At 55.2% G+C, this 24,451-nt stretch carries 22 protein-coding genes; 5 read left to right on the top strand and 17 right to left on the bottom strand.

Going from position 1 to position 24,451, the window contains the following annotated elements:
* Positions 1 to 3 precede the first annotated feature (3 nt).
* Together H5P30_RS16230 and H5P30_RS16225 are read left to right on the top strand one after the other, a co-directional pair.
* The gene (locus tag H5P30_RS16230; RefSeq protein ID WP_185693963.1) at positions 4 to 1,233 is read left to right on the top strand and encodes a glycosyltransferase; all 1,230 of its coding nucleotides are present in this window, start codon (positions 4 to 6) and stop codon (positions 1,231 to 1,233) included.
* A complete protein-coding gene (locus H5P30_RS16225; RefSeq protein WP_185693962.1) occupies positions 1,230 to 2,486 on the top strand; it encodes a lipopolysaccharide biosynthesis protein in 1,257 nt (418 codons plus the stop codon). Before H5P30_RS16230 ends, H5P30_RS16225 begins: the two co-directional genes overlap by 4 nt.
* Here the strand turns inward: H5P30_RS16225 and H5P30_RS16220 are convergent.
* The 3 genes from H5P30_RS16220 to H5P30_RS16210 form a co-directional block, all read right to left on the bottom strand.
* Positions 2,437 to 3,492 carry a hypothetical protein gene (locus H5P30_RS16220; protein WP_185693961.1) on the bottom strand — a complete coding sequence of 352 codons (1,056 nt, stop codon included), beginning with the start codon at positions 3,490 to 3,492 and terminating at the stop codon, positions 2,437 to 2,439. The genes H5P30_RS16225 and H5P30_RS16220 overlap by 50 nt on opposite strands.
* 65 nt (positions 3,493 to 3,557) lie before the next feature.
* The gene (locus tag H5P30_RS16215) at positions 3,558 to 5,132 is read right to left on the bottom strand and encodes an FAD-dependent oxidoreductase (RefSeq protein WP_185693960.1); all 1,575 of its coding nucleotides are present in this window, start codon (positions 5,130 to 5,132) and stop codon (positions 3,558 to 3,560) included.
* A 514-nt stretch (positions 5,133 to 5,646) separates the two neighbouring features.
* Positions 5,647 to 8,541: a vitamin B12-dependent ribonucleotide reductase gene (locus tag H5P30_RS16210; RefSeq protein WP_185693959.1), complete on the bottom strand. Its 2,895-nt coding sequence runs from the start codon at positions 8,539 to 8,541 to the stop codon at positions 5,647 to 5,649.
* Between the two features lie 279 nt (positions 8,542 to 8,820).
* Between H5P30_RS16210 and H5P30_RS16205 the strand changes: the two genes are divergently transcribed.
* Positions 8,821 to 9,102 carry an acylphosphatase gene (locus H5P30_RS16205; RefSeq protein WP_185693958.1) on the top strand — a complete coding sequence of 94 codons (282 nt, stop codon included), beginning with the start codon at positions 8,821 to 8,823 and terminating at the stop codon, positions 9,100 to 9,102.
* 99 nt (positions 9,103 to 9,201) lie between these two features.
* On the opposite strand, the gene H5P30_RS16200 is transcribed toward H5P30_RS16205, so the two are convergent.
* The 3 genes from H5P30_RS16200 to H5P30_RS16190 all read right to left on the bottom strand — a co-directional run bounded on the left by H5P30_RS16200 (position 9,202) and on the right by H5P30_RS16190 (position 11,426).
* The gene (locus H5P30_RS16200; RefSeq protein ID WP_185693957.1) at positions 9,202 to 9,966 is read right to left on the bottom strand and encodes an IPT/TIG domain-containing protein; all 765 of its coding nucleotides are present in this window, start codon (positions 9,964 to 9,966) and stop codon (positions 9,202 to 9,204) included.
* 178 nt (positions 9,967 to 10,144) lie between these two features.
* Positions 10,145 to 11,290, bottom strand: a complete 1,146-nt coding sequence (gene hemW, locus H5P30_RS16195; protein WP_185693956.1) for a radical SAM family heme chaperone HemW — start codon at positions 11,288 to 11,290, stop codon at positions 10,145 to 10,147.
* Positions 11,283 to 11,426 (bottom strand): hypothetical protein, encoded by a 144-nt coding sequence (locus H5P30_RS16190; RefSeq protein ID WP_185693955.1) that lies wholly within the window; start codon positions 11,424 to 11,426, stop codon positions 11,283 to 11,285. Before H5P30_RS16190 ends, hemW begins: the two co-directional genes overlap by 8 nt.
* Before the next feature lie 39 nt (positions 11,427 to 11,465).
* Between H5P30_RS16190 and H5P30_RS16185 the strand changes: the two genes are divergently transcribed.
* A complete protein-coding gene (locus H5P30_RS16185; protein ID WP_185693954.1) occupies positions 11,466 to 11,810 on the top strand; it encodes a phenylpyruvate tautomerase MIF-related protein in 345 nt (114 codons plus the stop codon).
* A gap of 8 nt (positions 11,811 to 11,818) precedes the next feature.
* On the opposite strand, the gene H5P30_RS16180 is transcribed toward H5P30_RS16185, so the two are convergent.
* The 11 genes from H5P30_RS16180 to trpS all read right to left on the bottom strand — a co-directional run bounded on the left by H5P30_RS16180 (position 11,819) and on the right by trpS (position 23,347).
* The gene (locus H5P30_RS16180; RefSeq protein WP_185693953.1) at positions 11,819 to 12,787 is read right to left on the bottom strand and encodes an RluA family pseudouridine synthase; all 969 of its coding nucleotides are present in this window, start codon (positions 12,785 to 12,787) and stop codon (positions 11,819 to 11,821) included.
* Between the two features lie 92 nt (positions 12,788 to 12,879).
* The gene (locus H5P30_RS16175; RefSeq protein ID WP_185693952.1) at positions 12,880 to 13,842 is read right to left on the bottom strand and encodes a transposase; all 963 of its coding nucleotides are present in this window, start codon (positions 13,840 to 13,842) and stop codon (positions 12,880 to 12,882) included.
* 101 nt (positions 13,843 to 13,943) lie between these two features.
* Positions 13,944 to 15,368: a phytoene desaturase family protein gene (locus H5P30_RS16170; RefSeq protein ID WP_185693951.1), complete on the bottom strand. Its 1,425-nt coding sequence runs from the start codon at positions 15,366 to 15,368 to the stop codon at positions 13,944 to 13,946.
* A 63-nt stretch (positions 15,369 to 15,431) separates the two neighbouring features.
* Positions 15,432 to 16,781, bottom strand: a complete 1,350-nt coding sequence (xseA, locus tag H5P30_RS16165) for an exodeoxyribonuclease VII large subunit (protein ID WP_185693950.1) — start codon at positions 16,779 to 16,781, stop codon at positions 15,432 to 15,434.
* The gene (locus H5P30_RS16160; protein WP_185693949.1) at positions 16,778 to 17,500 is read right to left on the bottom strand and encodes a VTT domain-containing protein; all 723 of its coding nucleotides are present in this window, start codon (positions 17,498 to 17,500) and stop codon (positions 16,778 to 16,780) included. The genes xseA and H5P30_RS16160 overlap by 4 nt, the downstream gene beginning before the upstream one ends.
* Positions 17,497 to 17,982 (bottom strand): UvrB/UvrC motif-containing protein, encoded by a 486-nt coding sequence (locus tag H5P30_RS16155; protein ID WP_185693948.1) that lies wholly within the window; start codon positions 17,980 to 17,982, stop codon positions 17,497 to 17,499. The genes H5P30_RS16160 and H5P30_RS16155 overlap by 4 nt, the downstream gene beginning before the upstream one ends.
* Before the next feature lie 978 nt (positions 17,983 to 18,960).
* The gene (locus H5P30_RS16150; protein ID WP_185693947.1) at positions 18,961 to 19,887 is read right to left on the bottom strand and encodes an SDR family oxidoreductase; all 927 of its coding nucleotides are present in this window, start codon (positions 19,885 to 19,887) and stop codon (positions 18,961 to 18,963) included.
* The gene (locus H5P30_RS16145; RefSeq protein ID WP_185693946.1) at positions 19,884 to 21,068 is read right to left on the bottom strand and encodes a glycosyltransferase family 4 protein; all 1,185 of its coding nucleotides are present in this window, start codon (positions 21,066 to 21,068) and stop codon (positions 19,884 to 19,886) included. Before H5P30_RS16145 ends, H5P30_RS16150 begins: the two co-directional genes overlap by 4 nt.
* Positions 21,065 to 21,610: a dihydrofolate reductase gene (locus tag H5P30_RS16140; protein WP_185693945.1), complete on the bottom strand. Its 546-nt coding sequence runs from the start codon at positions 21,608 to 21,610 to the stop codon at positions 21,065 to 21,067. Before H5P30_RS16140 ends, H5P30_RS16145 begins: the two co-directional genes overlap by 4 nt.
* Positions 21,611 to 21,658: 48 nt before the next feature.
* Positions 21,659 to 22,261, bottom strand: coding sequence for a hypothetical protein (locus H5P30_RS16135; protein WP_185693944.1), 603 nt, complete (start codon positions 22,259 to 22,261; stop codon positions 21,659 to 21,661).
* 3 nt (positions 22,262 to 22,264) lie between these two features.
* Entirely contained in the window at positions 22,265 to 23,347 is a 1,083-nt protein-coding gene (gene trpS / locus H5P30_RS16130) for a tryptophan--tRNA ligase (RefSeq protein WP_185693943.1), read from the bottom strand.
* 193 nt (positions 23,348 to 23,540) lie between these two features.
* Here trpS and H5P30_RS16125 point away from each other — a divergent pair, with 193 nt between their 5' ends.
* Positions 23,541 to 24,440: an ApeI family dehydratase gene (locus H5P30_RS16125; RefSeq protein WP_185693942.1), complete on the top strand. Its 900-nt coding sequence runs from the start codon at positions 23,541 to 23,543 to the stop codon at positions 24,438 to 24,440.
* Positions 24,441 to 24,451 lie beyond the last annotated feature (11 nt).

The raw sequence follows: 24,451 nt of genomic DNA, 5'->3' as shown, positions 1-24,451 counted from the left end.
ATCGTGCGCGTTGCTGTATTTCATAACTACTACGCTCTGCCGGGAGGAGAAGACGTCGTCTTCGAGCTGGAGTGCAAAACTCTCGAATCGATGGGCCATACGGTCCTCCCATTTGTGGTTCGCAACTCAGAGGTTTTTGGCGAGGCAAGTGCCTTTCAGAAAATCGGTTACGCATGGAGGACTCCCTACAATCGAGAAATTCACCGAGAAGTTTCTCAATTCCTCAAGGAAAACAAGGCGGACATCGGCCACGTTCACAACTGGTTCCCCATTCTCAGCCCTGCCATCTACGACGCCCACCACGACTGCGGAATTCCGGTCGTGCAAACCCTTCACAACTACCGGATCGGCTGCGCCAGCGGAACGTTTCGACGGGAAGAAAAATCCTGCCACGACTGCACGCCCGGGCACACTCTTCCGTCCGTCCGGCACAAATGCTACCGCAACAGCCGGATCGGGAGTCTCTCATGGATGCGGACCGTCAATAGGGCTTGGTCGAACGGAACCTACACCCAAACTGTCGATCGGTACATATGCCCGAGTCAGGAGGTCGCCAATCAACACCGGAAGATGGGTCTTCCCGATGAGAAGATCACGATCATCCCGAACGGTTGCGAGAGACCGGTCCGGGAATCGCAGATTTCCCATCAGGACTCGGTGAGCGACGCCTTGTTTGTCGGTCGGCTCACCCCGGAAAAAGGGACGGACGTAGCCATCGAAGCGTGGCGCATACTCACAAAACTTTTCCCGCCCGAGTCACCTCCGACTCTTCGAATTGTCGGACAAGGACCCGATGAAGAGCGTTTGAGAACCCTTGCCGAAAACATCCCAGGCATTCACTTCTGCGGCCAACAACCCCGAGAGCGGGTCACCGAGTTCCTCCACAGTACGAAAGCTCTGATTTTCCCCAGTCGCTGGGCAGAGCCTTTCGGCCTCGGGATGATCGAAGCCTTTTCCGCAGGTTGCCCGGTCATCGCCTCCAACTGCGGTGCCCCCGCCGAGATCATCAAAGATGGGGTGCAGGGATTTCACTTCCCCGTTGGATCCGCGCCGATCCTCTCCGAAAAACTGACGCTCCTCCTGAGCGACAGTGAAATGAGGGAACAAATGGGTCTGGCAGCCCGGCAGCATTACGAAGCGAACTTCACTCCCGAAGCCCATGCTGAGCAGCTCCTCTCTTGCTTCGAGAAAACCCTGAAAGAGCACCCCCAGAGCCAAAGGGCCTCGCAGTGAAAGCCTTTCTCGCCAATAAGGACAAGTTCTTCGCACTTGCAGACAGCGCCCTCCTCTCCCTCTTTCGATTGGGGATCGGGATCGTCATCGCGAAGACGGCGGGCGCGGAGAGTTTTGCCCACTACATCATTCTAACTTCCGCTCTCGTCATTTTTCAGACGCTTCCGGGGGCTTCTATCATCACTCCTCTCATTCACCTGGGAGCGGGCACAAACCGGGCGACCAGCCAAGTCTTCTTCGCAAAGTCTCACGCAAGGCTCCGCCGATATTACCTCTGGGGAACCGTGGTTGCGGTGGTCGCAATCCCGGTCGTACTTCGCGAGGAGGTTCCGTTCTCCATTTATCTCGGGTTTATCGGGGCCTGCCTCGCCAGTCTTGAGCTAAACTTCCGGCGCAGCCTCCTGATGGCACGTTTCCAAATGCTTCAGGCGCTCGCCGTGGATGTCACAATCATCGTCTTCGTCGCCGCCGCAATCCTGATCGGTTGGCAAATCGGCGACCAAGCTCATGCCGCCTACTGGTGGAGTTTCTTCATCGCGAGCCTTCTCGGTAGTTTCTGGATGGCGCGGGTGCTCTCCCAGCCTAATCCCAAGGACTGTCCCCAAGATCAGGAGGTCGAGCTGTTGGACCAGCGGGCTCGAAAACAAGGCGGCGCTATGCTGAAGGGTTCCATCGCCAACTCTGTATGCTCCCGTCTGCAGCCGATCAGCCTGGCCACCTTCAGCACCACTCTCACCGTCGCCCAATTCGGGGCCGCGTGGACACTGATCGGGCCCATGAGACTTCTCTCCGTGGCTTTCAGCAACATTCTTAGACCGCGACTGGCCGTTCAACTGAAACGAGGAGAGAGCGATCGCTTTTATAGAAACCTGCGCCTGAGCTACGCACTCATCAGCGGCATCGGCGTAGCGGGTATCCTCTACACTCTCCTTGCCGGTGGCTTCACCTTCGTCCTCCTCTTCGGAGAGGAATTCCGGTCGGCCGCCATTCTCCTGATTCCGGCAATCCTCTACGCGATCCTCGATACCACCAGCAGCATCCAAGCTTTAGCCATTCAGGTCCGCGACGAGGACGGGGCCCAGTTTACGGCCCGGCTGCGTATCGTTTGCGGAATCGTCTCCCTAGCCCTCCTGGTTCCGGCCTGTTACTATTTCGGGGCGATGGGCGCGCTCTGTGCCCTGCTCATCGTCGAATCGCTCTACATCATTCTCTCGAGCCGAAAGCTTCATCGACAGCAACCGTCGATGAGTTGATCTCTCCGTCCAATTTCTCGAACTCGGCGATCATCTCGGCTCGATCCGGAACGTCCCCGTCAAATGATCGCAAATTCCAAACCGTGGTCATAGCGACCTGCCCCACCTGTCTCACCCGGGGTGAGGTAAACTCAATTTCGCTGTAGAACAGTGGAGGGGTCCCTTCCCAGAAAACCTGTAGCCGTTCAAAGGGTTCCCAGTCATCTTCCCCAAGTTCAGGTTCCACCTGTTTTTGAAAAAATAAGGTGTTTCCGAGGACCGCTGAAGCCGCGTCTCCATTCAGACCGACCTTTACGCGGGTCTCCGAGGTCGGTGATTCAAAAACGAAAATTCTGTCGTCCCCAAAAGCCTCGCTCGGCTTCCAGGGATCCACCTCCATTTGCTTGAACTGACCGCTCTCCATTCCCGCTTCAACGATCAGAAACTCCGGCACGGGGACCTGCGAGACCGACCAAAGCGCAATCGGTTCCGTCACAGATTCCTCGGGACCGACCAAGAGCGACCTCACCAAAGCCTGAGATCCTTCCGCGGCTAAAGCGATTTCTCGTACCACTCGAAACTTCCCCTCATAGTTCCCGAGAGATCTGACCAAGAGCCTCCGATCACCCAACACTTCCACAGTGTATCCCTCTGCGTCCCAAGACCGCGGAGGAAGAAACGTTATGCCGTCAAACCAACGGCTCATCGGCCAAGGCCAAATCTTGTCGCCGCCGAAGTTCCTCCAGTCCTCCCCGACTCCGGCCGGAGGCTGTCCCCAAAGCTCCTGATTCTCCCAGAGACAATTCTCTCCGTCGATATAGCCGTACCGCATAATGCGACCGATCGAGGGAACAAAGACTAACTCGACCGTGCCGTTGGAGAGACGATACGCATCCTCCCAACCCTTATAGTTAATTCTCTCAATGCCATCGACGTCCGAAGCCCGCAGAGGATGGCTTTTTGCGGCAACTGCATCACTACCCCAAAGGGTAAGACAGCTCATCAGGCTCAAAAACAGGACGCGCATCGCTCAAAAATCAAAGCCGACCCGTGGCCAAAATGCAACTGCTGCTCCACCCTCCGCCGACCCGATTAGCGTCCTTTGCGGTTCAACATTACCTTCGCCGTATTGTGTCCTGAAGCGCCCCAAACTCCCCCTCCGGGGTGGGTGCTGGCACCCGTCAGATAAAGACCGTCTACTGACGGGACACGATACCGCGAGAGCTCAGGGAGTGGGCGGAAGAAAAACATTTGGTCCAAACTCATCTCCAAGTGCATGACATTTCCCCGATGGTGACCGTGGAGTCTCTCGATCTCCAAAGGAGTCTGGATGTATCGATCAATCACTTTCTCCGAGGTGCCTGGAGCGTAGCGGTCCACTGCCGCAAGTAGCTTGTCCGCCTCGCGCTCCGCGATGTCGTCCCAGTTCTCCCCATTGCGCAGTTCATAGGGATGATACTGCCCCCAAACGAAGAGGACGTGCTTTCCCTCCGGGGCGAGAGTCGGATCGAGTGCTGAAAAAGTCATCGCCAGTGGCACTGGATTTTCAGGAGGTCTCCCCCGCATGAAGTCCCCATAGGCATCGTCGATCTCCTCCCGTGAACCGCAAAGCAACTGGAGCCCGTGGTGACAATCCCCGGCTCCCCCGTTCAGTGGTTCTCCGGCATATTCCGGCAATCCGCTCATCGCACATCGCACAATCATGCCGAATCCATTGCCAATCCGCAGCTTCGCCACGCCTTTGCGAATCCTTTCGGGTAGAGGCGCGTCGGCGAGGAGAGTCTCCACCGTCGTCTTGATGTGACAGGCAGCGACAACCGTCTTCGCCTCGAACTGCTCTCCCGACTCCAATTCCACCCCCGTGGTCTTTTTGCCGCTCGCATCCGTCAGAATCCGGCGCACCGGCGCGTCCTCGCGGACCGTGCCGCCGCCCGCGAGAATCATCTTCTTCAGGGCCTGCGTCAGCGCACCACTTCCGCCTTTCGCTCGCTTCATCCCGCTCTGGTGATACATCGCGTGCCAACCGGCGAAATTACCACTGGCGATTTCCCCCGGGGGAGGTCCCGACTGCGCGGCCAGCCAGAGGATCGCCGTCTTCAACTGTTCATTCTCGAAAGTCTCCTCCACCAGCTGACCGTATGGACCAAATATCTTCCGCAACATTTCGATACGTCCACATCCCTTGATCGAGCGACCGAAGAAAGCTTTGAACAGCTTCCATGGGCTTGGCTCTCCCAGAAAAGCCCGCAAGGCCCCCTCATTGATCCCCTTCCAGGCATCGGCAAACTTTCGATAAGCCTCCGCATCCGACGGGCTGACCGCAGCGATGCTCTCACAAGTTTTTTCGAGATCCTTGTAGAAACGAATCGCCGGCCCGCCATTCGGCGACGGAGCGTATCCCCATGGATCCATCTCCAAATACTCCAGCCCAAACCGCTCCAACCCCAAATCGCCCAAGACGGGCGTTTGGTGAATCATAATGTGGGCCGAACTACCGACGTCGATCTTGTAGCCGGGGATCCGGTCCTCCTCCGTGCAAACCGCTCCTCCGATAATCGGACGACGCTCAAAAACCGCCACATTCCATCCGGCCTTCACCAGATAACCCGCCGTAATCAGGCCATTATGCCCGCCTCCAACGATAATCGCGTCATAGGTTTCACTCACCCCGCAAGAATCACCGCAGAATACGATCCAGTCAACCGCTCCAGATCATGTCGCGAAGAGGATTGGCGATAGCCATTTCTATAGTCCCCTGCCAAAGCGCGAACTCCTCAGAAATCTCCCGAAATCGCTATCGCGCTTCCGCTCCGATTAACACTCGGAGAGGAATGGCGATAGCCATTTCTACAGATCTCCTGACCAAAGCGCAAACTTCCCAGAAATCCATCGAAATAGCTATCGCGATTCCGCTCCAATTCCCACCCGGAGAGGAATGGCGACAGCCATTTCTACAGTCCCCAACCGAAGCGCGAACTCCCCAGAAATCCCTCGAAATCACTATCGCACTTCCGCTCCAAATCACACTCGGAGAGGAATGGCGATAGCCATTTCTACAGTCTCCTGCCAAAGCACGAACTCCTCAGTAATCCCTCGAAATCGCTATCGCGCTTCCGCTCCAGATCACACTCGGAGAGGAATGGCGATAGCCATTTCTACAGATCTCCTGACAACGATCCGCTCAGGAACACCCCAAAGAGGTGCCACAATTGAGGCAGCACGCGCAGGTGCCCGTCACCTTCACCCGGTGGCTTCCGCACTCAGGACAGGTGAGATTTCCCTCACTCTCCGTCAACAACTCCAGTTGCTGGCGACTGGGCTCAGAATCCTCTTGCGCTGAATCGATCACTTGATCGTTTGCGAGTCGCTCCTCCTCGGCAGCGACTGGAGACATCTTCGCACGGTAGCCGTCAACGAACTCCATGCCGAGCCAGCGACCGAGATAATCGATCACACTCTTGGCCATGGGAATATCGCGATTCTTGCTCATGCCCTCCGGCTCAAAGCGAACGTGGGAGAACTTGCGAACGAGCGTCTCCAGCGGCACGCCATATTGCAGACAGAGAGAGAGGAGGATCCCAATCGTGTCCATCAAGCCATTAACCGTACTTCCGGCCTTCGACATTTGCAGGAAGACTTCTCCCGGATTGCCATCCTCAAATTTGCCAACGGTCAAATACCCCTCGGAACCACCGATGCTGAACTTGTGAGTCACGGCTTCCCGCGTATCCGGCAAACGGCGACGATACGGTTCAGTGACGATCTGGACCGCCTTTTCTTCCTTCACCTCCTCTTTCCGAGTCTGGATCGGGGCACTCCTCTTCGACCCATCACGATAGATCGCCACGCCCTTGATGCCCATTTTCCAAGCATCAATGTAAGCGTCGCGAATATCGTCGATGTTTGCCTGGTTCGGCATATTCACCGTCTTGGAAATCCCCCCACTGAGGAAAGGTTGAACCGCTGACATCATCCGAATGTGCGAACGCCAAGAGAGCGACCTTTCCCCAAGCCCCGAACGAAAAGCCGTGTCAAAAACCGGCAAATGCTCTGAGCGGATGCCACTCTCGAGGGTTTCTCCTTCTTTCTGAATCGGCTCTACGGTTCCATACTCTTTGATGTAATCGCGAACCCGTTCGATTGCAGGTTCGTCGTAGCCAAGCTTGTTCAACGCCTTGGGGACCGTCTGAATCGGCAAGGTCAACATCCCTCCGCCGGCCAATTGCTTGTAGGCCACCAATCCGATCGCTGGCTCGATTCCGGTCGTATCGCAATCCATCAGGAAGCCAATGGTTCCGGTTGGAGCCAGAACGGTGACTTGGGCGTTTCGATAGCCCACTTCTGCCCCTTCCCGGCTAACCTCATCCCAGAGGTCGACCGCAAATTCGGAGATCGATTTCGGGCAACGGGGAGAGATTGACGCCGCATGACTACGGTGCATCTCGATCACCTCCTGCATCGATTCCACATTATCGGCCATCGGCGGATTTGGGACTCCGTAATGACGAGCATCGTGGTATCCGGCAAAGGGACTCTTTGCCCGGGCAATTTCCGTGGAGACCTTATAGGCGGCTCCGGTCATCACGGCGGTGATGCCCGCCGCGTAAGCACGACCTTCTTCACTGTCGTAAGGCAATCCGAGGCTCATCAACAGACCCCCGAGATTGGCATATCCGAGCCCGAGGGTGCGGAACCAATGGGAGTTGTAGGCAATACCTTCCGTCGGATAGGAGGAGCGATCGACGATGATATCCTGAGCGATGATGAAGATCCGGCAGGCTCGTGCGAAGGACTCAGCGTCGAACTCTCCATCCTTCATGAACTTCATCAGGTTGATGCTCGCCAGATTGCAGGCGGAATTGTCGAGAAAGAGATACTCGCTGCACGGGTTGGTGCAATTCTGTCGCCCGGAACCCTTGCAAGTATGCCAACGGTCAATGCTATCGTCGAACTGGAGGCCGGGGTCGCCGCAGAGGTGAGTCCCTTCGGCAATCTTTCGGAAAAGGGCTTTGGCGTCCTTTTTCTCACATTTGGATCCGTCCGAAACCCGCTTCGTCCACCAAGTCGGCTCCGATTCCCCACTGGCGGCCTTCATGAAATCGTCCGAGACGCGGATCGAGAGGTTCTCGTTCTGGAAACGAATCGATCCGTAGGCTTCGCCGTTGAAACTTGGATCGTAGCCCTGCTCGATTAACGCCCAGGCCTTCTTTTCCTCATTCATCTTTGCGTCGATGAACTCCTCAACATCCGGATGCCAGTCCTTGAGGACGTTCATCTTAGCCGCACGCCGGGTCTTTCCCCCACTTTTGACCACCCCGGCCACCGAATCGTAGACCGCGAGGAAACTGAGTGGCCCGCTCGGATGGCCCCCGCCGGAGAGCTTTTCCCGACTCGAACGGATGGAGGAGAGGTCGGTGCCACTTCCACTGCCGAACTTGAAGAGCATCGCTTCGGCGCGAGCCAGATCCATGATCGACTCAAGATTATCATCCACTTTCTGGATAAAGCAGGCCGAACACTGCGGATACTCATACTGACTCTCGGCCCGTGCTACGGCCTCCAACTCGGGATTCCAGTAAAAATTGCCCTTCGCCGAATCCTTTCCGATCCCATACGCTTGGTAGAGACCGAGGTTGAACCATACCGGAGAATTGAAGGCACCCTTCTGCGTGACGCAGAGAGCCGTCAATTCCTCCCGGAAAACCCGCGTAGCCTTCTCGTCAGCAAAATAGCCATCCTCGCGCCCCCATTGAGCGATCGTCCCGCAGACCCGGTCCAGAACCTGTTTCAGGGACGATTCCCGTCCTCCTGCCGAAGGATCCCGACCCATGTCGATATCTCCGTAGAAATACTTGGAGGCGAGAATCTTCGTCGCCAGGTCGGAAAACTCAGCCGGAACCTCGATTCCCGCTTGTTTGAAGATCTCCTCCCCCCGATCTCCGGTGATGACCGCTTCGCGGGAATCCCATTTTATTTCGTCGTAGGGGTGACAGTCTTCCGAGGAGAAATAGCGATCGACGCTAAGAGCCGTGTGGTACGGAGTTTGTGAGGAATCTTGTGATGCTTTTGTCTTCATAGAAAAGGGCTAAAATAAGATGAATTGGCGTCAAAACCACCAGATATAGAAATCTAGCTGCTTAATAACACTATATCTTGTATCTCTTATTCTCAGATGCCCGCACGACCAAAACGCAAAATGCTTCGGTTTTCACCCCTCCTAATCCTCGCGAAAAGTTCCCCTTCTCGATCCATATGACCATTCCACCAAGTCAATTATTTTATCCCTGACCCCTATTTTCCTAATTTCAAAAGATTCGCTGGTCTCAGAGTCGGATTCCGGACAAATCATGGAGTCATGTCTGAACAAAAGATAGAGACCGAGGTATGGTTCTCCGGGTTGGTCCAAGGAGTCGGCTTCCGCTACGAGACGCTCAAGGTCGCGAAAGGATACGAGGTCACCGGATTCGTCGAAAATCTTTCCGATGGCCGAGTCCATCTACTTGCCCAAGGAGATCCCACCGAAACAAAGGAATTCGTCGAAGCGGTGGGTGAACGACTCTCCGATTATATTCGGGATACCCAGCAGCAATCCCACCCCTGCGAATCCTCTCTCGGATCTTTCCAGATCCGACGCTAGAGGATTTTCACTAAGCCTGAACTCCTTCCCCTGCGGCCGAGCCGCTAGTGAAGAAAAGGTCTACTCGCCCCCGGACGGAGGCCCGCATCCGGTCTCCGATTACTCGGTGACCGAAATCGGGATCGTAACTTCCTTCATGCCCGGCACGTCTGCAAACAGTGCCCCTTGCCCCGGACGTCCACCCTCGATAGCGACGCTCACCGAACGGCTGCCTCCGGGGATGATGACTTCAGGCATGATCACCGACTGAGGAATATCGGTCGTGATACGGACGGCCAAACCACCAGCAGGTGCATCAAAGTCCACCGAGAAGACGAGAACGGCCGTTTCCCCGGATGCAAAGGCCAGACTCTTCGGCGCAACCTTCAGGAGGGAGAGGTCGATCATGAAGTTCCCAATCGGGACCATACGTCCATCGGTCTGCAACTGCACGAAATAGGATTCACCCGCTGGAAGCGGAGGAACCAAGAATTCGATTTCGTTGTCCGACTTAAAACGAGTTTCCGCTTCGACACCCCCGATGACAATTTTGTCCGACCGGAAGAAACGACGGCCCAAAACCGTAACAGGTCGACCCACAGGAGCTCGGTCTACCTGCAATTGAATCACGTATTTGTTTACGAGCTGGAAGGTGTAGAGCTTGGAAATCGATTGCTTCGGTTTTTCTTTGGAGCCACCGAGAACGTTGTAGTTCAAGATGAAGTAGAAGGCTGCCTCGGATTGGTCGTCCGGCATTACGTAATCAAAATCGAAGAGGTTCGGGTCCGCCGGATTGCGCTCCATGGGGAGGGTTTCCCCATCGATAACAATATTCCCTTGAAGAGTGCTCTTGCGCACCGCGCCCCCCTTCGCTTCGGCTTGCATGGTAATCGTGTAGATTCCCGATGGGTTTTGAGGAACACGAGCCGGAGTGAGATTTTCAACTGTGACACCGCAACCGGTTATCAGCAAAATTATCCCAAAAACGGGGAACAAAAAAGAAAGGCGGTTCATAAACTACTTTCAGGCTTTACCCCCTCCTAAAGTCGCGTGCAAGTAAAAGTTAGGAGAGTATCCAACGAGAAATTTCATCCGCGACAAGACGACCCGCCAAAGTCAGCGAAATCCGTCCTCCAGAACGGTTCAAATACCCCTCGTTTTCAATCTGCTGCAGAAAAATTTTCAGCGACTGCTGACCTTCCTCTGAGAGCGCTTCAATCGCCTGCGAAGGAATTCCTTCATTCATCCTCAACCCGAATACGATTCTCTCGCGAACCCGGTCGTCTCCCACCGTTCGCTGCCTTCCAGGGTAGTCCTCCATTTTGTCGCAGGGAACAAAATCGGCCCACCGCTGGAGTTCGTGAGGATTGTGGAATCGATACTCCCCGAGCTGAGACGCTGCCGAAGGTCCAAATCCACGCCAATTTCCCATCCTCCAGACATTTAGATGGTGCTCACACTGAGAACCTTCTCGGGCGAAATTCGACACCTCGTACTGAGCGTAACCTTTTTCCTCCAAAAATCCCCAAGCCATTTCGTAAAGCTCCGCCTCTTCCTCGGCATCCGGCCTGTGCCCCGATCGCGTCAATCGAGTATAAAGGGCTGTATCCTCCTCCAAGGTAAGACAGTAGACCGAGATATGATCGGGCTGCAGAGAAACCGTTCTCTCGAGATCCATCTGCAATTCTTCCCGCGTTTGACCAGGGAATGCGATAATCAGGTCGATATTCAGCTTTCGAAATCCGGCCGACCGGATCTTCTCGACGATCTGGGGAATCTTTTCGGTCGAATACGGGCGTCCCATGGCCTCCAACAATCGCGGCGAAAAGGACTGAACTCCGAGAGAGAGCCGGTTAACCCCTACTTCCCGCCAAGCTGCGAGTTTTTCCGCAGTTGGACAAAGGGGGGTAAGCTCAACCGTCCACTCCGCCCCCGGTTCGAGGACTTCCTGGAACTTCGCCCCAATCTTCCGAATGTCCGAAGCCTTTAAAAGCCCAGGAGTGCCCCCGCCCCAGAAGGCACTACTCATTCCTCCCTCGAACTGGACCGATTCCCACTCCCGGCTCAGACTGTCTCGATACAGATCCCAATCTCCCGGAGAGGGAAGAGCCTTGTCAAAGGCACAGAAATCACAGATCGACGAGCAGAACGGGACGTGCAAGTACAGCGCCCCTCCGGCCGGAATGAAGCTGGGATCTCCCTCACGCACCTCTCACCTGCCACCAGATGTAAAGAGTCTGAAAGAAGGCATAGGTCAGAATTGCATAGAGAATCCAACGCAGCGGAATCCCCTTCTTCTCCGGCGATGCATTTTCGTCAGATTTTAAGTTTGAGTCATCGTCCATAAATTAACAAAATGATTACAAATTACTTACTTTTGAGAGATGTCGATTCTCCATATCCATAGCAATATTCCCCAAGATGAGACCAGCTTTGCTGAATTCTCAATCAAGGTTACCGAGTTACTCTCGAAAACGCTCAACCGCAACAGCTCGTTTATCCAAATCGTCTACTGCTATTCTCAAATCGCACTGGGGAATCAAACTGGGCCATCGACACTCGTCACCCTATCCAGTCCAGATATCAGTCGCGAGCAAATCAAAAGCCTCACTCCCCCTTTGTCCAAAATGCTGGAGAGGCTGATTGGTTCGCCCCCCCCGACCACCTACATTCGCTTCGAGAATATGGATCCCACGAAAACCGCCTGGAATGGGCGATTGTGGCAATAATCTCGGAACTATCCTCCACAGACCTCCTCCCAGAAGGGCTGCATGTCCATCGGGATCGACGCTTCCACTGTGAGTTTCCGCTCGTCGACCGGATGATGAAAAGTCAATCGGGCTGCGTGAAGGAGAACTCGTTCCGCCTTTCGTGACAATCCACCGGATCGATTCTTACGATACCCGTATAAGGGATCTCCAACGAGAGGAAAACCCGCTTCGGAAAGATGAACCCGAATTTGATGGGTACGACCCGTCTCGATTTTCACTCGGACGCAGGCCCAATTATCGGCCATCGAAGCACCCATGACCGTCCAGTGGGAAACGGCAGGTCGACCATCCTCGGTGACGGCCATCCGCGTTCGACGCACGGGGTGCCTCCCAATTTTCCCTTCACAGGTTCCTTCATCATCCAGCGGGACTCCTTGGATGACTGCCAGATACTCTTTTTCAAGATTGCGCTCCTTGAACTGCTCGAAGAGTCCGGCCCCACCACGAACCGACTTCGCCAGGATCAACACCCCCGAAGTTTCCTTGTCCAAGCGATGAACAATCCCGGGTCTCAGAGGATCTCCAAGATTCGGCAAGGAGCCACAGTGGGCCAACGCGGCATTGGCCACCGTGCCATCCCGACAACCATTGCCCGGATGCACCACCATCCCTGGGGCCTTGTTGATAACCAAAATATCGTCGTCTTCCCAAAGCACGTCCAATGGTAAACGCTGAGGCTCGGGAGGATGCTCCGAGTCATCTTCCATAGAAAGCGCGCTTGCGGCAATCTCGACAATCCGGCCCGTAGAAAGCATCTCCCGTGGGGATACCTTTTGACCGTCGACCTTCACCTCGCCACTACGAATCGCTTTCTGCCATCGGGACCGGGAAAAACCGGGTAATTGACCAGACAACCAGCGATCCAAACGAACATTTTCCTGAGTCGTCACCTCAAAGCGGCGACCGCCCTGCATACTCGCTACTTCGCTTCCCACTGGTTCATCCATCCAAGAAGACAGAATCGGATCGGCATCGAGACGGCAACGCCGGAATCCCAGATCTCGAAGAGCTCCTGACCTGCCAAACTCTATCCGAACAGATTCTTCCGCAACCCCGTGCCGACCGACAATCCTGACCATTCTGCCCCCTTCATCGCATGGGGCTTTCGCGCCCTCTTCCGATCATCCGGACTATGCTTCAGCTGCCGCTCCACAAAATCCGGCGAACCCAGAATCATGCCATCGGTAAAATAACGCACCCGGCAGCGAAGAACCACGGCCAAAGGCAGCTTCCCCTTCTCCTCCTCCAGAACCCGCAAGGCTTCCTCTCGACTGATCGAAACTTTGTCCAACCTCTCTTCCGATCCGGCACCGTAAAGCGTCTGCCGATACCCAGCGAGATCCTTCTCAATCACCGCAAGACCTTGGCGAGCCAGCTTCCCGCCTCCAATCGCCTCGCCATATCCACAAAATCGATAATCTTTCGGATCCTCGACCAGCCCCGCACGCACCGCATTTAAATCAATGTAGGCTGCAACCGTTCGCAGAGCCCAACGATCTCCCTCGACCAGGACGCTCTTAAACCGATCCGACCAGAGCGGTCCAAACCTCTCATGAGAACGATTATACCAGAGCGAAAACCGCTGCTTCAGGGTCTTCATCATTTCCGAAACATCATTCATCCGGCGAATCAACGACGCCCTCATATCTTGCCCTTCTCGCGTGCCCTCGGCCAAATGAGACCGAAAAACCTCCGGTGACATCCCCTGCCAAGGGGTGGGCCCGGGATAGAGAATCTGGTAACGACGAACCAATTCTTTATCAGAAATCGCGCTCTCCACCCCAGAAACCTCAACTAAGAGATGAAAATGATTTTTCATGACCGCATAAGTCACCACTCGAACACCGGAAAACTCAGCGACCTGCCAAATCATCTTCCGAAGAACCTCTCTCTCCCGATCCCCAAAGAGAGCCTCCCCATTCACGGTCCGGCTCATCAAGTGATAGTACCCATTCGCACCCTCCTGCTCAACCTGTCTCCTACGCCTCATACCTCAAAAAGATAGGATTCGAATCAGTCAGTCAATCATTTTAACCCTGACCCCTATTTTATCCTATTTAGCTTCTGGCATAGACTTCGTGTCACTTAGTTCTATCCGAGGAAGCGGTCGACTTTACTGGAGACGATGACCCCGTAATTGATTGTTCCCAGCCAACCGGACATGATGATGCCTACACTCCCGGCGTGATAGAGACCGGGGACTTTTTCGGGGAGGTCCATGGAGACTTGGAGACCTTCGAATTTGGTGCCGAAGGAGGTTCCGCCGATGTGTCGGGTATAGTGATTGACCGTGCGGGGGGTGGCGGCTTCTACGTGGTCGAGTTTTTGGCGGATTCCCGGGAGGTAGGTTTCCAGGGATTGAATGGATTCTTCGCAGAGTCTCGTTTTCTCCCGTTCGTAACTTTCGTCGTCGAGGTCGGCCCAGTCTGACCATTTGGCATTGAGTGAGGCGACTACCGAGTAGCGAGGAGGGTCCAGGTGCGGGCGCATGTCCGGGTAGTAGACGGAAAAGGTCCGGCTGGTGGTGTGGAGGTCGGTCAACTCGTCGCTTGAGAATTTTTCTGCGGCCGAAGTGAAGACCAGGTCACCGATGTTCTCGATCGACTCACCTTTGCGGAGCCCCATGTAGACTTGGCAAGAGCTGGTGTTAACCCGTACGGCATCCACGGCTTTGGCGTATTCGGGATCGAGGTGTTCAGTTCCGACCAACCGTTGGGTCGTGTTCTTTACGTTGGCATTGGAAACCACTGCTTTGGCGGGGATGAATCTACCGTTGGCCGTCACTCCCCTCACCTGCGGAAGTCCGTCGACCTCCTCGACTTCGATTTTTTCCACGAGGACCTTTTTCCGGATGTCGACGCCGTTGGCCTTCAATTCTTCTTCCATCTTCCCGACCAAGACGTCCGTTCCTCCTTGGAAGGTGAAGACGCCTTTGCTCATGAAATTCGAGAAGACAATGCCAAAGGTAATCGCGGGATCATTTTCCGAAGAACCATTGGCATATGCGATGGGCTCCATGAGGAGTCGCTTCACATCCGACCGACCGGGGAAAAATTCCTCGAACATTTCGCCGGTGGTGCGATTATCCCGGTCGTAGTAGTTCATCGCACGAAGGTGTTCGAAGAAGGCTTCAACGGTGGCCCGGGGCACCTTGAATTCCTCCTCAAGAATCCGGCTAAAATCCTGACGATCAAAAGTCGTCCAAACATCAAACTGAGGATTGATGAAGCGGACGTCCTTCAACTGAACGATCGAATCGGCAATTTCCTTGGTCCAATACTTCCGGCAGGATTTGAGCATGCCGAAAGGAAATCCGTGCAGGGAGATATCGAAAATATGCCCGCGGGGCCGCTTAAACCATGTGGCCAGCCCACCGAGCTGGTAATGATGCTCCAAGACCAATACCGCCCGTCCCGCCTTTGCCAGCGTGTTCGCGGCAGTGAGCCCACCGAGCCCGCTACCAATGACGATCACATCGTATTGATCTTTGATACCTTTTAAGCGATCCAAAGCCATGCCTTGAACCAACGATCAAACGGGACGAGGGCAAGCGCGGAATTACGAACCATTCTCCGAAAGCTATTTCGCCTTCGGATCGATCTTTTCTGCTCGGGCCTCGACCCGACCATCCTGGAACTGGATCGAGAGCGTATCCCCGACCTTCCAATCCGCCGCTTTCTTGTGCGGTTCACCTTTTTCGTCCCGGACCACTGCAAATCCCCGACGAAGGGTATGATCCAAACCGCCGGCACGGAGAGCTGGGATCAGGTGTTCCACCTTTTCCTTCTTCTCCTTGGCCCTCCGATCCACCACCAGCTGCAGCCGCTTCCGGATCGTTGCGAAATCCGTCTTCCGCAGGGCTAGCATTCGGTCGGGGCTTCGCAATTTCAGGCGGTTCTTCAACTGATCCTTCTCATTCCACTTCTGGGCAAATCCCTGCTCGACCGTCCGGAGAATCCGGTCCCGCCATTCGTCGAGTCTCTGGGAGTTGCTTTCAATTTGCCTGAGAAACGGCCTCGCCACCGTTCGGGTTCGGATTTGTTCCAGGTCGGCCAACCGGGATCGCAACAATTCTCTCCCCGCCCGGACCAAATCGACTCCCGTCGCCTCAAGATCGCGAACGACCCGGGCGACAACGCTACTGATCCACTCGGCTGCCCCTGTCGGGGTTTCTTTACGGAGATCGGCAATAAAATCGGTCAAGACCACATCGGTTTCGTGTCCAATGGCTGAAATCGTCGGAATCGGGCAATCCCCCAAGGCTCGCGCCACTTTCTCATCATTAAAGCACCAGAGATCCTCGAGACTCCCCCCTCCCCGGGCGACCACGAGGAGATCGAGATCCTTCATCTGCCCCGCCCGCTCGATCTGCCGGACCAGAGAGGGAATCGCCGCTGACCCTTGCACGGATGAGGGGAAAATCCGGAGACTGCCCGGCCAGTCCATCCGGCGGAAAACACTGATCATGTCGCGAATGGCAGCTCCACTGGCCGAGGTCACAACGCCGACCTTCAAGGGCAGCGCCGGAAGCGCCTTTTTCCGTGAATCGTCAAACAACCCCTCGCGCCGCATTTTTTCCTTCAGGCGCTCGAACTCCCGCTGCAGTCGGCCAATCCCGTCCTCGATCATTTCACGGATGATGATCTGGTAGGTCCCCCGCGGCTCGTAGACCGAAAGTTCCCCAAAGGCCAAGACCTGACGCCCATCGCCCGGTTCGCATTCCACCCGCAAGGCATTCCCGCGGAAGAGAACCGCCGAAATCTGACTCCCCGAATCCTTCAGGGAAAAATAACAATGCCCACTCGGCTGTTTCCGCAGATTGGAAATCTCCCCACGAACCCAAACCGCCGGAAACCCATCCTCGATCACTCGTTTCAGGGAACGGGTCAACTCGGTTACGCCGATTGCGCTCTCCGGTCCACGGCTCATGATTCCAGGGGCTGGCTCGAGTGATCTTCGACTCCCATTTCTTCGTCGAGCCCTTCCAGTTCCGGGTCTTTCCGCAACCGACGGCGCACCCACTTGAGACCAATCACGAGGAAAAGGAGAACCGCGACCGCGACCAGGACCACCGCCAGATTTCCTTCCAGAATCGCTCCGGCAGTGAGAGCGACGGCAAAAGCCAACGGAACCTGAGTCGTCCAGCTCGCCAATAAGTATTTGGCGAGGGGCACCTTTAATAGCCCCAAAAGGTAGTTCTGCACGCAGAGAGGGAAAACCGGGGTCACCCGGACCAGAAAGGAAAATTTCAAATGATCCTCGGGCGGAATTTTCGGCACACTGTATTCAAAACGGGCGAGAATCTTCTCAGCGAGGGAATGAAGGGGCCCCACGGTGAGGAAATAGGACCAGAGAATATTGAGGGCCACCGCGCTGGCGGCGACCGCGGCACCGAAGCCTTCCCCCAGCGCCTCCGAGAACACCATCCCGGCCAATATCAGAAACGGAGTCTGCGGGATAGGAAATGCCGGGAGGACCACAATGAGAGAGTATAAGAGAACTGGGTGATCGCCCAGTTGACTCCAAAGATCTTTCCCGATCCGGATTGCATCGTGCATAAACGACTCCGGCATCCACAGAATCAGGGCTGCGAAAGCTAAAACGAAGGCGATCGCCAAAAGGATCGCGGTGCGAATACCTCGATTCACGAATCCGAGTTCAAGAGTGACTGCAAGGATCGGATTTCGTCCCGCAATTCCGCGGCACCCTCGTAATTTTCAATCTTTACGGCCTGTTCGAGGTCGAGAGTCAGCAGGCGAACCCGCTCCTCAATGACCGGAGGACTCAGCCGACGCCGTGGTATCTTCCCGACGTGTCGCAGCCCTTTATGCATTTTCCGCAAGACTGGAGACAAAAATGGGCCAAATGCCTTATAACACTCCGGGCATCCGAAACGGCCCGTCTCCTCAAACTTCTCCTTCGAGCATCCACAGGCCGGACACTCAATCGTGATCCGATTCTTCACCCGGCCCAAGTTCTCTCCATCCGCAATCAGGGAATACCCCGGGGCCTTGAGGATAGAATCCTCCGCATCGGCCTTATCTACTACCGAAGTAAACACCTTCCCTCCGATGATTTTCGTGAGGAAAATCTTCGGATCGGTCTTCGAATCGTGCGGCTGCTGCTCCATTGCACAAAAAATCGGCCAAAAGCCTCCCCCTGTCAACCAGCAGAAAGCCCTGATTCAAAGGGTCTTTTCCCGGTTTTCGAAAAAAAATGATTTTTTTGGATTTTTTCTCTTGCATCAACAACCGGGATCAGCATTCTCTGCATCATAACAAGTTTAAAACTTTCTCCCGTAAAGGGAGATTGGGGTAACAATAAAGCAGAAAGCTAAATGGGGCGCGGTTTTGGGGTAGACCGCGCCCCTCTTTTTTACCCAAATTCCAAGGATTCTCGGAGAGCCTCCCCTCGGTGTCAATTCCGGTCGCCCTCAAAAGAGTGCCTTGAGTGTACATTTTTAGGGCGGGAGTTTTTTGGAACGAGACGAACCCACTTTCTTCAAGCTTCCGGAAGCGCAGCGATTGAGCCTGCCTGCATAGGTACAAAACATACCGGAAACACCTATCGGAAACGCGGGCTGAAGCACCGCGCCCCCACCCTCCTTTCCGTGATTATCCTACGAATCGGCTACGACTGCCCCATGAACTCCACGCGCCTGCAGCGATACTCAAGTGTCCCACTGAATAGGTTGGGATTTTGAGTCCCACTATGATTGGGACCCCTCGAGACAGATCTCTTCTACGAGACCTCTTCGGGATGTCGCATTATGGTGAACAAAGTTCATTCTAGCTCCCACGGCCCCTCTCCGCCTTGCCAACCATTTCGAGAAAGCACACTCCTTTCGCGGCCACTCGATCGGGGCGGAATGAATTCCGCGCTCCAACAGAAAGCTTTTCCCCGCGCTCTTTTCAGAATGGTCCTTTATCGAGAAATCCGCAGCTCTCCCTCCATCCAGAGATGTCACCAAGCGATCAGGAACCCATCCAACCTTCAGCACCGATGCCCGCTGCACAATGAGCCCGGCCCTTCCAAACCTGTGGAAGCGTTCGAGAGGGATGGCGGACCATTGCGGATATTTACCCATCCGCAATCTGAAAAAACTATATCAGAGCTTCCCGTTCTCGCGAATCCAGCGATAGAGGTGAGCAGGAGGCTGAAGTTCTTCCATTTGAGCCGCCAAGGAGGCGGGCTGGGTCTTCAATTTCCCTGCCAAGGGCTCGAGTTCCAGGGTTAGATTCGCCGGACGTTTGCTATTCCCTTCCAAAGAAGCGGCCTCGACCGCCTCTATATGATCTTCCGAGAGTCCAAAACGCCTCATCACCGCTCGTCCCAGATCGGCACGGGACACAGGATCGCTTCCCGCCCAGTGAAAGATCCCATGAAGATCGTTACGCTCCGCGAGTTCGACCGCGACCTCGGCAACATTGCTCGCGGAACATGGCTGCCGAATTTCATCGGTAAAAAGCCGAGGCTTTTCGCCTGCAGCCACCATCCCCAGCAACTTTTCGTGGACACTACGCTGTCCGCTCACGCTATTGCCGTTGACGATAGTGATTCTGAGAACGACTGGGCGCTCGTCGTTAAACTTTAAGATCTCACGCTCCGCCATCAATTTCAGCTGGCCGTAGAGGCTGAGTGGATTCGGGGTAGCAGTGGAGCGATATCCTCCGACATCGCCATCGAAAACCATATCGGTCGAAAAGTGAATAAACTGGGCGCCGAGGTGGCGCGTCAACATGGCCAACTGACGGGGGAAAGCCACGTTGATCTTCTCCGCCAGAGCCGGATTCTGATCAACATCGCCGGGGCTACTGACAGCGGCCGCGTTGATGACAACATCCGGCCACTCCTCCAAGATGAGCCGCTCGATGGTTTCCCGATCCGTAATATCGACCGATCTCTCCGAAACCACACCCGACACTCCGGATCCACGGCTTCCGACAAACGTAAACGTATCGATCCGGCGCCTTACACAGGCCCGGGCTATTGCCGACCCCACCAGGCCCGACGCTCCGAAGACAAATACCTTCATTCCCCCACCGTAGGGGTGGCATACGCTGCGCTCAAGGAATCTTCTTCCGGAATTCCTCCTTGGGCCGCACGGACGAGCATTCCTTCAAATCGGTCGATAGTATTCTGCCAGGGATAGGACTCCGCGGTCGATCGAGCCTCTTCCCGGATCTTCGACCAGTCATCCCGGCCCTCGACCAGCTCCACAGTCTGCCCGCAAAAGGCTTCCCGATCATCCAGGGGGGCAAGATAGCCATTCTCTCCCGAATCAATGAACTGATGGCCGGCCGCGTAGTCGTAGGTCAGCACGACCAATCCACTGGACAAAGCCTCAATCACAACATTGCCAAAAGTCTCAGAAGTGCTTCCGAAAATGAACAAATCCGCCGACGCGTAGTGGCGGGCGAGATCTTCATCGTACCGCATCCCGGCAAAAACAACATCCGGCCAACGCTTCGCCAATTTCCGGCGAACTGGCCCATCACCGACCACGACCATCTTCAGGGCCGGACACTTTACCCGGGCCCGTTGCCACGCCTCCAACGCCAGCGGGATGTTCTTTTCGGCTGCAGCGCGACCGACATAGATGGCAACGGGATCTTCCGGTGAGGCCCCCCACTCCCGCCGAAGGCCTTCATCCCGGCGCGACGGAGCAAAAAGAGCCGTATCGGCACCGCGCCCCAACAATTCCAAGTGCTTCACCCCATTCGTCCTCAGGCGCTCTATCAATCCGGGGTCTGGAACCGTGGTCAGGACACAGGAATTGTGAAACCAGCGCAGGTAGCGCATCGCCCATTTCTCCAGGAAGGGAAACCCATAATCCGCACAATAGTCCTGAAAATTCGTATGGAAGGTGGAAGTGACCGGAATCCCCAACTTGCGCGCCGCCCGCATCGCCGACACACCGAGGGGGCCCTCCGTCGCAACATGAACAACACTAGGCTGCACCCTCCGCAGGAGACCTTTCAACTTACCGGGACGCGGCAGACCAAATCGCAAACCCTGATAGTTGGGGATCGGCACGCCGAAGATCGGCACCACCGACCACCCGGATTCCTGCTCCCCGGCTTCCTTTTTCTTACCCGGCTTGACCAGAACGACCTCGTGGCCCTTGGCCAAAAGACCCCGAACCAGTCGCTGATTGGTCATCGCGACGCCGTTCACTTCGGGAGGAAACGTCTCCGTAATCAGGACAATCTTCATGGTGCGCATTCCTTCTCATCCTCAACCGGAGCGAGGACAAGGAAGGAATAGCGCAAATCGCCCTGATGTGAGTCATTGCGACGAATCTGTTTCACAAAGCGCTGTTTCCAGTCAGGAAAAAGAGTATCCCCCTCAAAATCTTCGTGAATCAAAGTCAGGAACAACCGCCGCCAATGGGTTAGACTTTCGTGGTAGAGACGCTCGCCTCCCAGAATCCATACCGGTCGAGTCTCTCCTTGGAGAAGCTGATAGGCATCCTCCAGAGAAGAACACACAGATGCGTCCTCCGGAGACCAATCTTCCCGGCTGCTCAACACGACCGTGCGCTCAGCTCCCGGGAAAGCCTTCCCTCGCGATTCATAGCACCGCCGCCCCTCGATGACGATGCCACCGCGGACGCAATCCTCCAAGTATTGCCGGTCTTCAGGAAGGTTCCAGGGCAGTTGCCCGTCTCTCCCGATCACCCGATTGCGGGCCACTGCGGCAATCGCCCGAACGTCCAGGCCCGATGCGAGCCGAGCCGCCTGAAAATCATTGCCCATCGTTGTCCCGAGAATTTGGTGAATCGACGCCTATCCGGTCCATTTGCCTCAATCCTTCTCCTCGGAGTTCCTCGAAATGGGAAACCCTTTTCCTTTTCCCGCCCCTGACAAAGCGCGAGCCAACATTCCTGCCGGCAGGGTTCTGGAGGGACTCTTCTCGTCGTCGGGAAGAATGGGCCGCAGGCGATCCTCGATCGAATCGCAATCCAACCGCAACCGAGTCACAGCCTCCTCAATTTCCTCCTTCCACTCGTCCGAAATCGCGGCTGACCCCGGGGCAGAATCGTGCTTCTCCTGCAATTCCTTTTCCTGGACAGCGACGACCTCCCCCAGACGTTCCAAAGCGTCCCGGATCTCCCGTAGATTATCATAAGTCTCTTCGAACGCCTCCTCGACCCGATCCGGCAGGGGCTGCGTCTCCTTCAAAGCCGCGTAATAACGAAAATACTCGGGAAGAGCGATCAGGATCGCTCCGGCAATCGTGCAGACCCCAAAGACAACGACCCCCAGGGCCGTGGGTTCCCGCCAAATGGCGATCCCGGACATACCCGCCGAGAGAAAACAGGCCACGCCCGAAAGGCGTGAGACCCAAGAACGCCAAGGTGGCAAAGACTCCGCACGAAAAGAACGGCTTTCAAATCGTCCGCTCATCCTCTACCGCGCCCGGGGATAAAAGCCGACCTTCCGATAAACTTTGGCGAGTGTCTTATAGGCCCGCTTTTGAGCGGCTTCTGCCCCTTCTTTGAGAACCGATTCGAGATACGATTTATCCGCCATCAACTCTTCATAGCGTTTTTGCACCGGCTCGAGAAGAGCGATTACCGAATCGGCGGTCGCGCTCTTCAAATCCGCGTAGCCCTTCCCTTCAAAGGATTGGACCAGATCTTCAATGGACTCACCCCCGGTGGTCGCGAGAATCTGGAGGAGATTCGAAACACCTGGCTTGTCGTCCCCAAAGCGAATCTCGGTATCCGAATCCGTGACCGCCGACATGATTTTTTTCCGAATCAGCTTCGGAGGATCGAGGAGATAGATCGTCGCGAGCGGATCGTCGTCCGATTTTGACATCTTCTTTTCCGGGTCCTGCAGGGAGCGAATGCGGGCCCCCTCTTTCGGAATCAGGGCATCGGGCACAGTAAACGTATCCGAGTAATTGTGGTTGAAGCGACGGGCCAAATCCCGGCAAAGCTCCAGGTGCTGCCGCTGATCCTCCCCCACCGGAACCTGATCGGCGTTGTAGAGAAGAATATCCGCCGCCATCAAGACCGGGTAAAAAAGCAGCCCCGAATTCACCGAGGCCTGGGCACGGGCCCCTTCGTGACTAAACCGGAGGCTATCCCCCTCCTCGGTGTCAGCGACTGCAAAACCGAGCCGAGCTGCCTTTTCCTTAAATTGTGTCATTCGCTGCAGATCCCCAATCGGCGTCTGACAGCTCAAAACCCACGCAAGTTCCGCATGACCAATGACATGGGACTGAATAAAGAGGTGACTCTTCTCCGGGTCCATTCCACAGGCAATGTATTGAGCCAAGCAGGAGATAGAATTCTTTCGCAATTCCGCTGGAACGTTTTTTGCTGTGATCGAGTGCATGTCCACGATCCCAAAGAAACATTCCGCACCATCCAAAAGGGTCGCCCAATTGCGAAGAGCCCCCAGATAATTGCCCAGAGTCAGGACTCCTGAAGGCTGTGCACAGGTGAGAATTACGGGTTTTTCGGGCTTTTCTTCTTTTTTCATTAAAAAATCATGAACGTTATGACGACTATAGGAGTCTTACCCCCCAATCGCATGCAAATATTTCTATTGCAGGAACCATTAGGAGCTTCAATAATTCTCGACATTCAAACAAAATCTTCGGCTTAACCTTTTTTATCCAAAGGACTCTGAATTTCGTTCGCATTCGGAGGCCGTTTGAATCAATTTTTCCACAGTGGCTACAGTAACCTTATCTCCAGAAGATACTCTCAAATTGAAAGAATCCCTCAAACGGTGCCCGGAAGGCACCTTCGAGGCAGCAGTCGAGTATCGGGAGAACTCAAATCCGAAATTGATACCCGTCATCGTGTCGGGGATCATTGAACGCTTCCTCGAACCCGAGGCCAAACCTCTTCTCCACTCAGGGAAGACCGACATCCGCCTCTTTGAGGATCTGGGTATCGACTCCCTGACGATGATGGAAATTGTCATCCTCGTTGAAGAGACGCTCAATATTTCGTTCGACAACAACGAATTGCGGGAACTTCGCACCTTCGAAGACATCCAAGCCTACATGGACAGTAAGGCAACTGGATCCCCGACACCGAAGCGCGCCGCTTCCCTAGGGTTCGAAGAGATTGCCTCGGTTCTCCCGCAGCAGCCTCCATTCCTCTTCCTCAACCGCGCCACCGTCGGAGAAGAAACCGCCAAGGGCGAATATCGCGTCGACGGAGGTGAATTCTTCTTGGAAGGACACTTTAAAAACAACCCGGTTGTCCCCGCCTCGATCATGATCGAAGCCCTCGGACAGCTCGCGGTCCTCTTCCTTCTCAAATCTGAAGGCAAGCAGGTTCCCCCCTCCGTATTTTCGGAAACGGTCTTTTTCAAGAGCTGCGACGGAGTTCGCTGCCACCGGATTTGCCGTCCTGGCGACCTTTTCACGATGGAAGTGAAGCTGAAGCGGATCCGTCGCCCCATCGCGATCTTCGAAGGATTGATCACGGTCGGAAACGAAAAAGCCGCTTTTGCCGAGGAGATCGCTCTCGCCTTCGACTGCGCAAAAGAGAAACCTTGTGAAGAGCCCGCAGCGGCCAAGGTGAATGGTTCGGCTCACGCCTCCGTTCATTCCTCCTAACCGCTCGAGAG

It is taken from the genome of Puniceicoccus vermicola (assembly GCF_014230055.1).
GTDB lineage: Bacteria > Verrucomicrobiota > Verrucomicrobiia > Opitutales > Puniceicoccaceae > Puniceicoccus > Puniceicoccus vermicola.
This window is presented reverse-complemented; position numbering and strand designations above follow the sequence as displayed.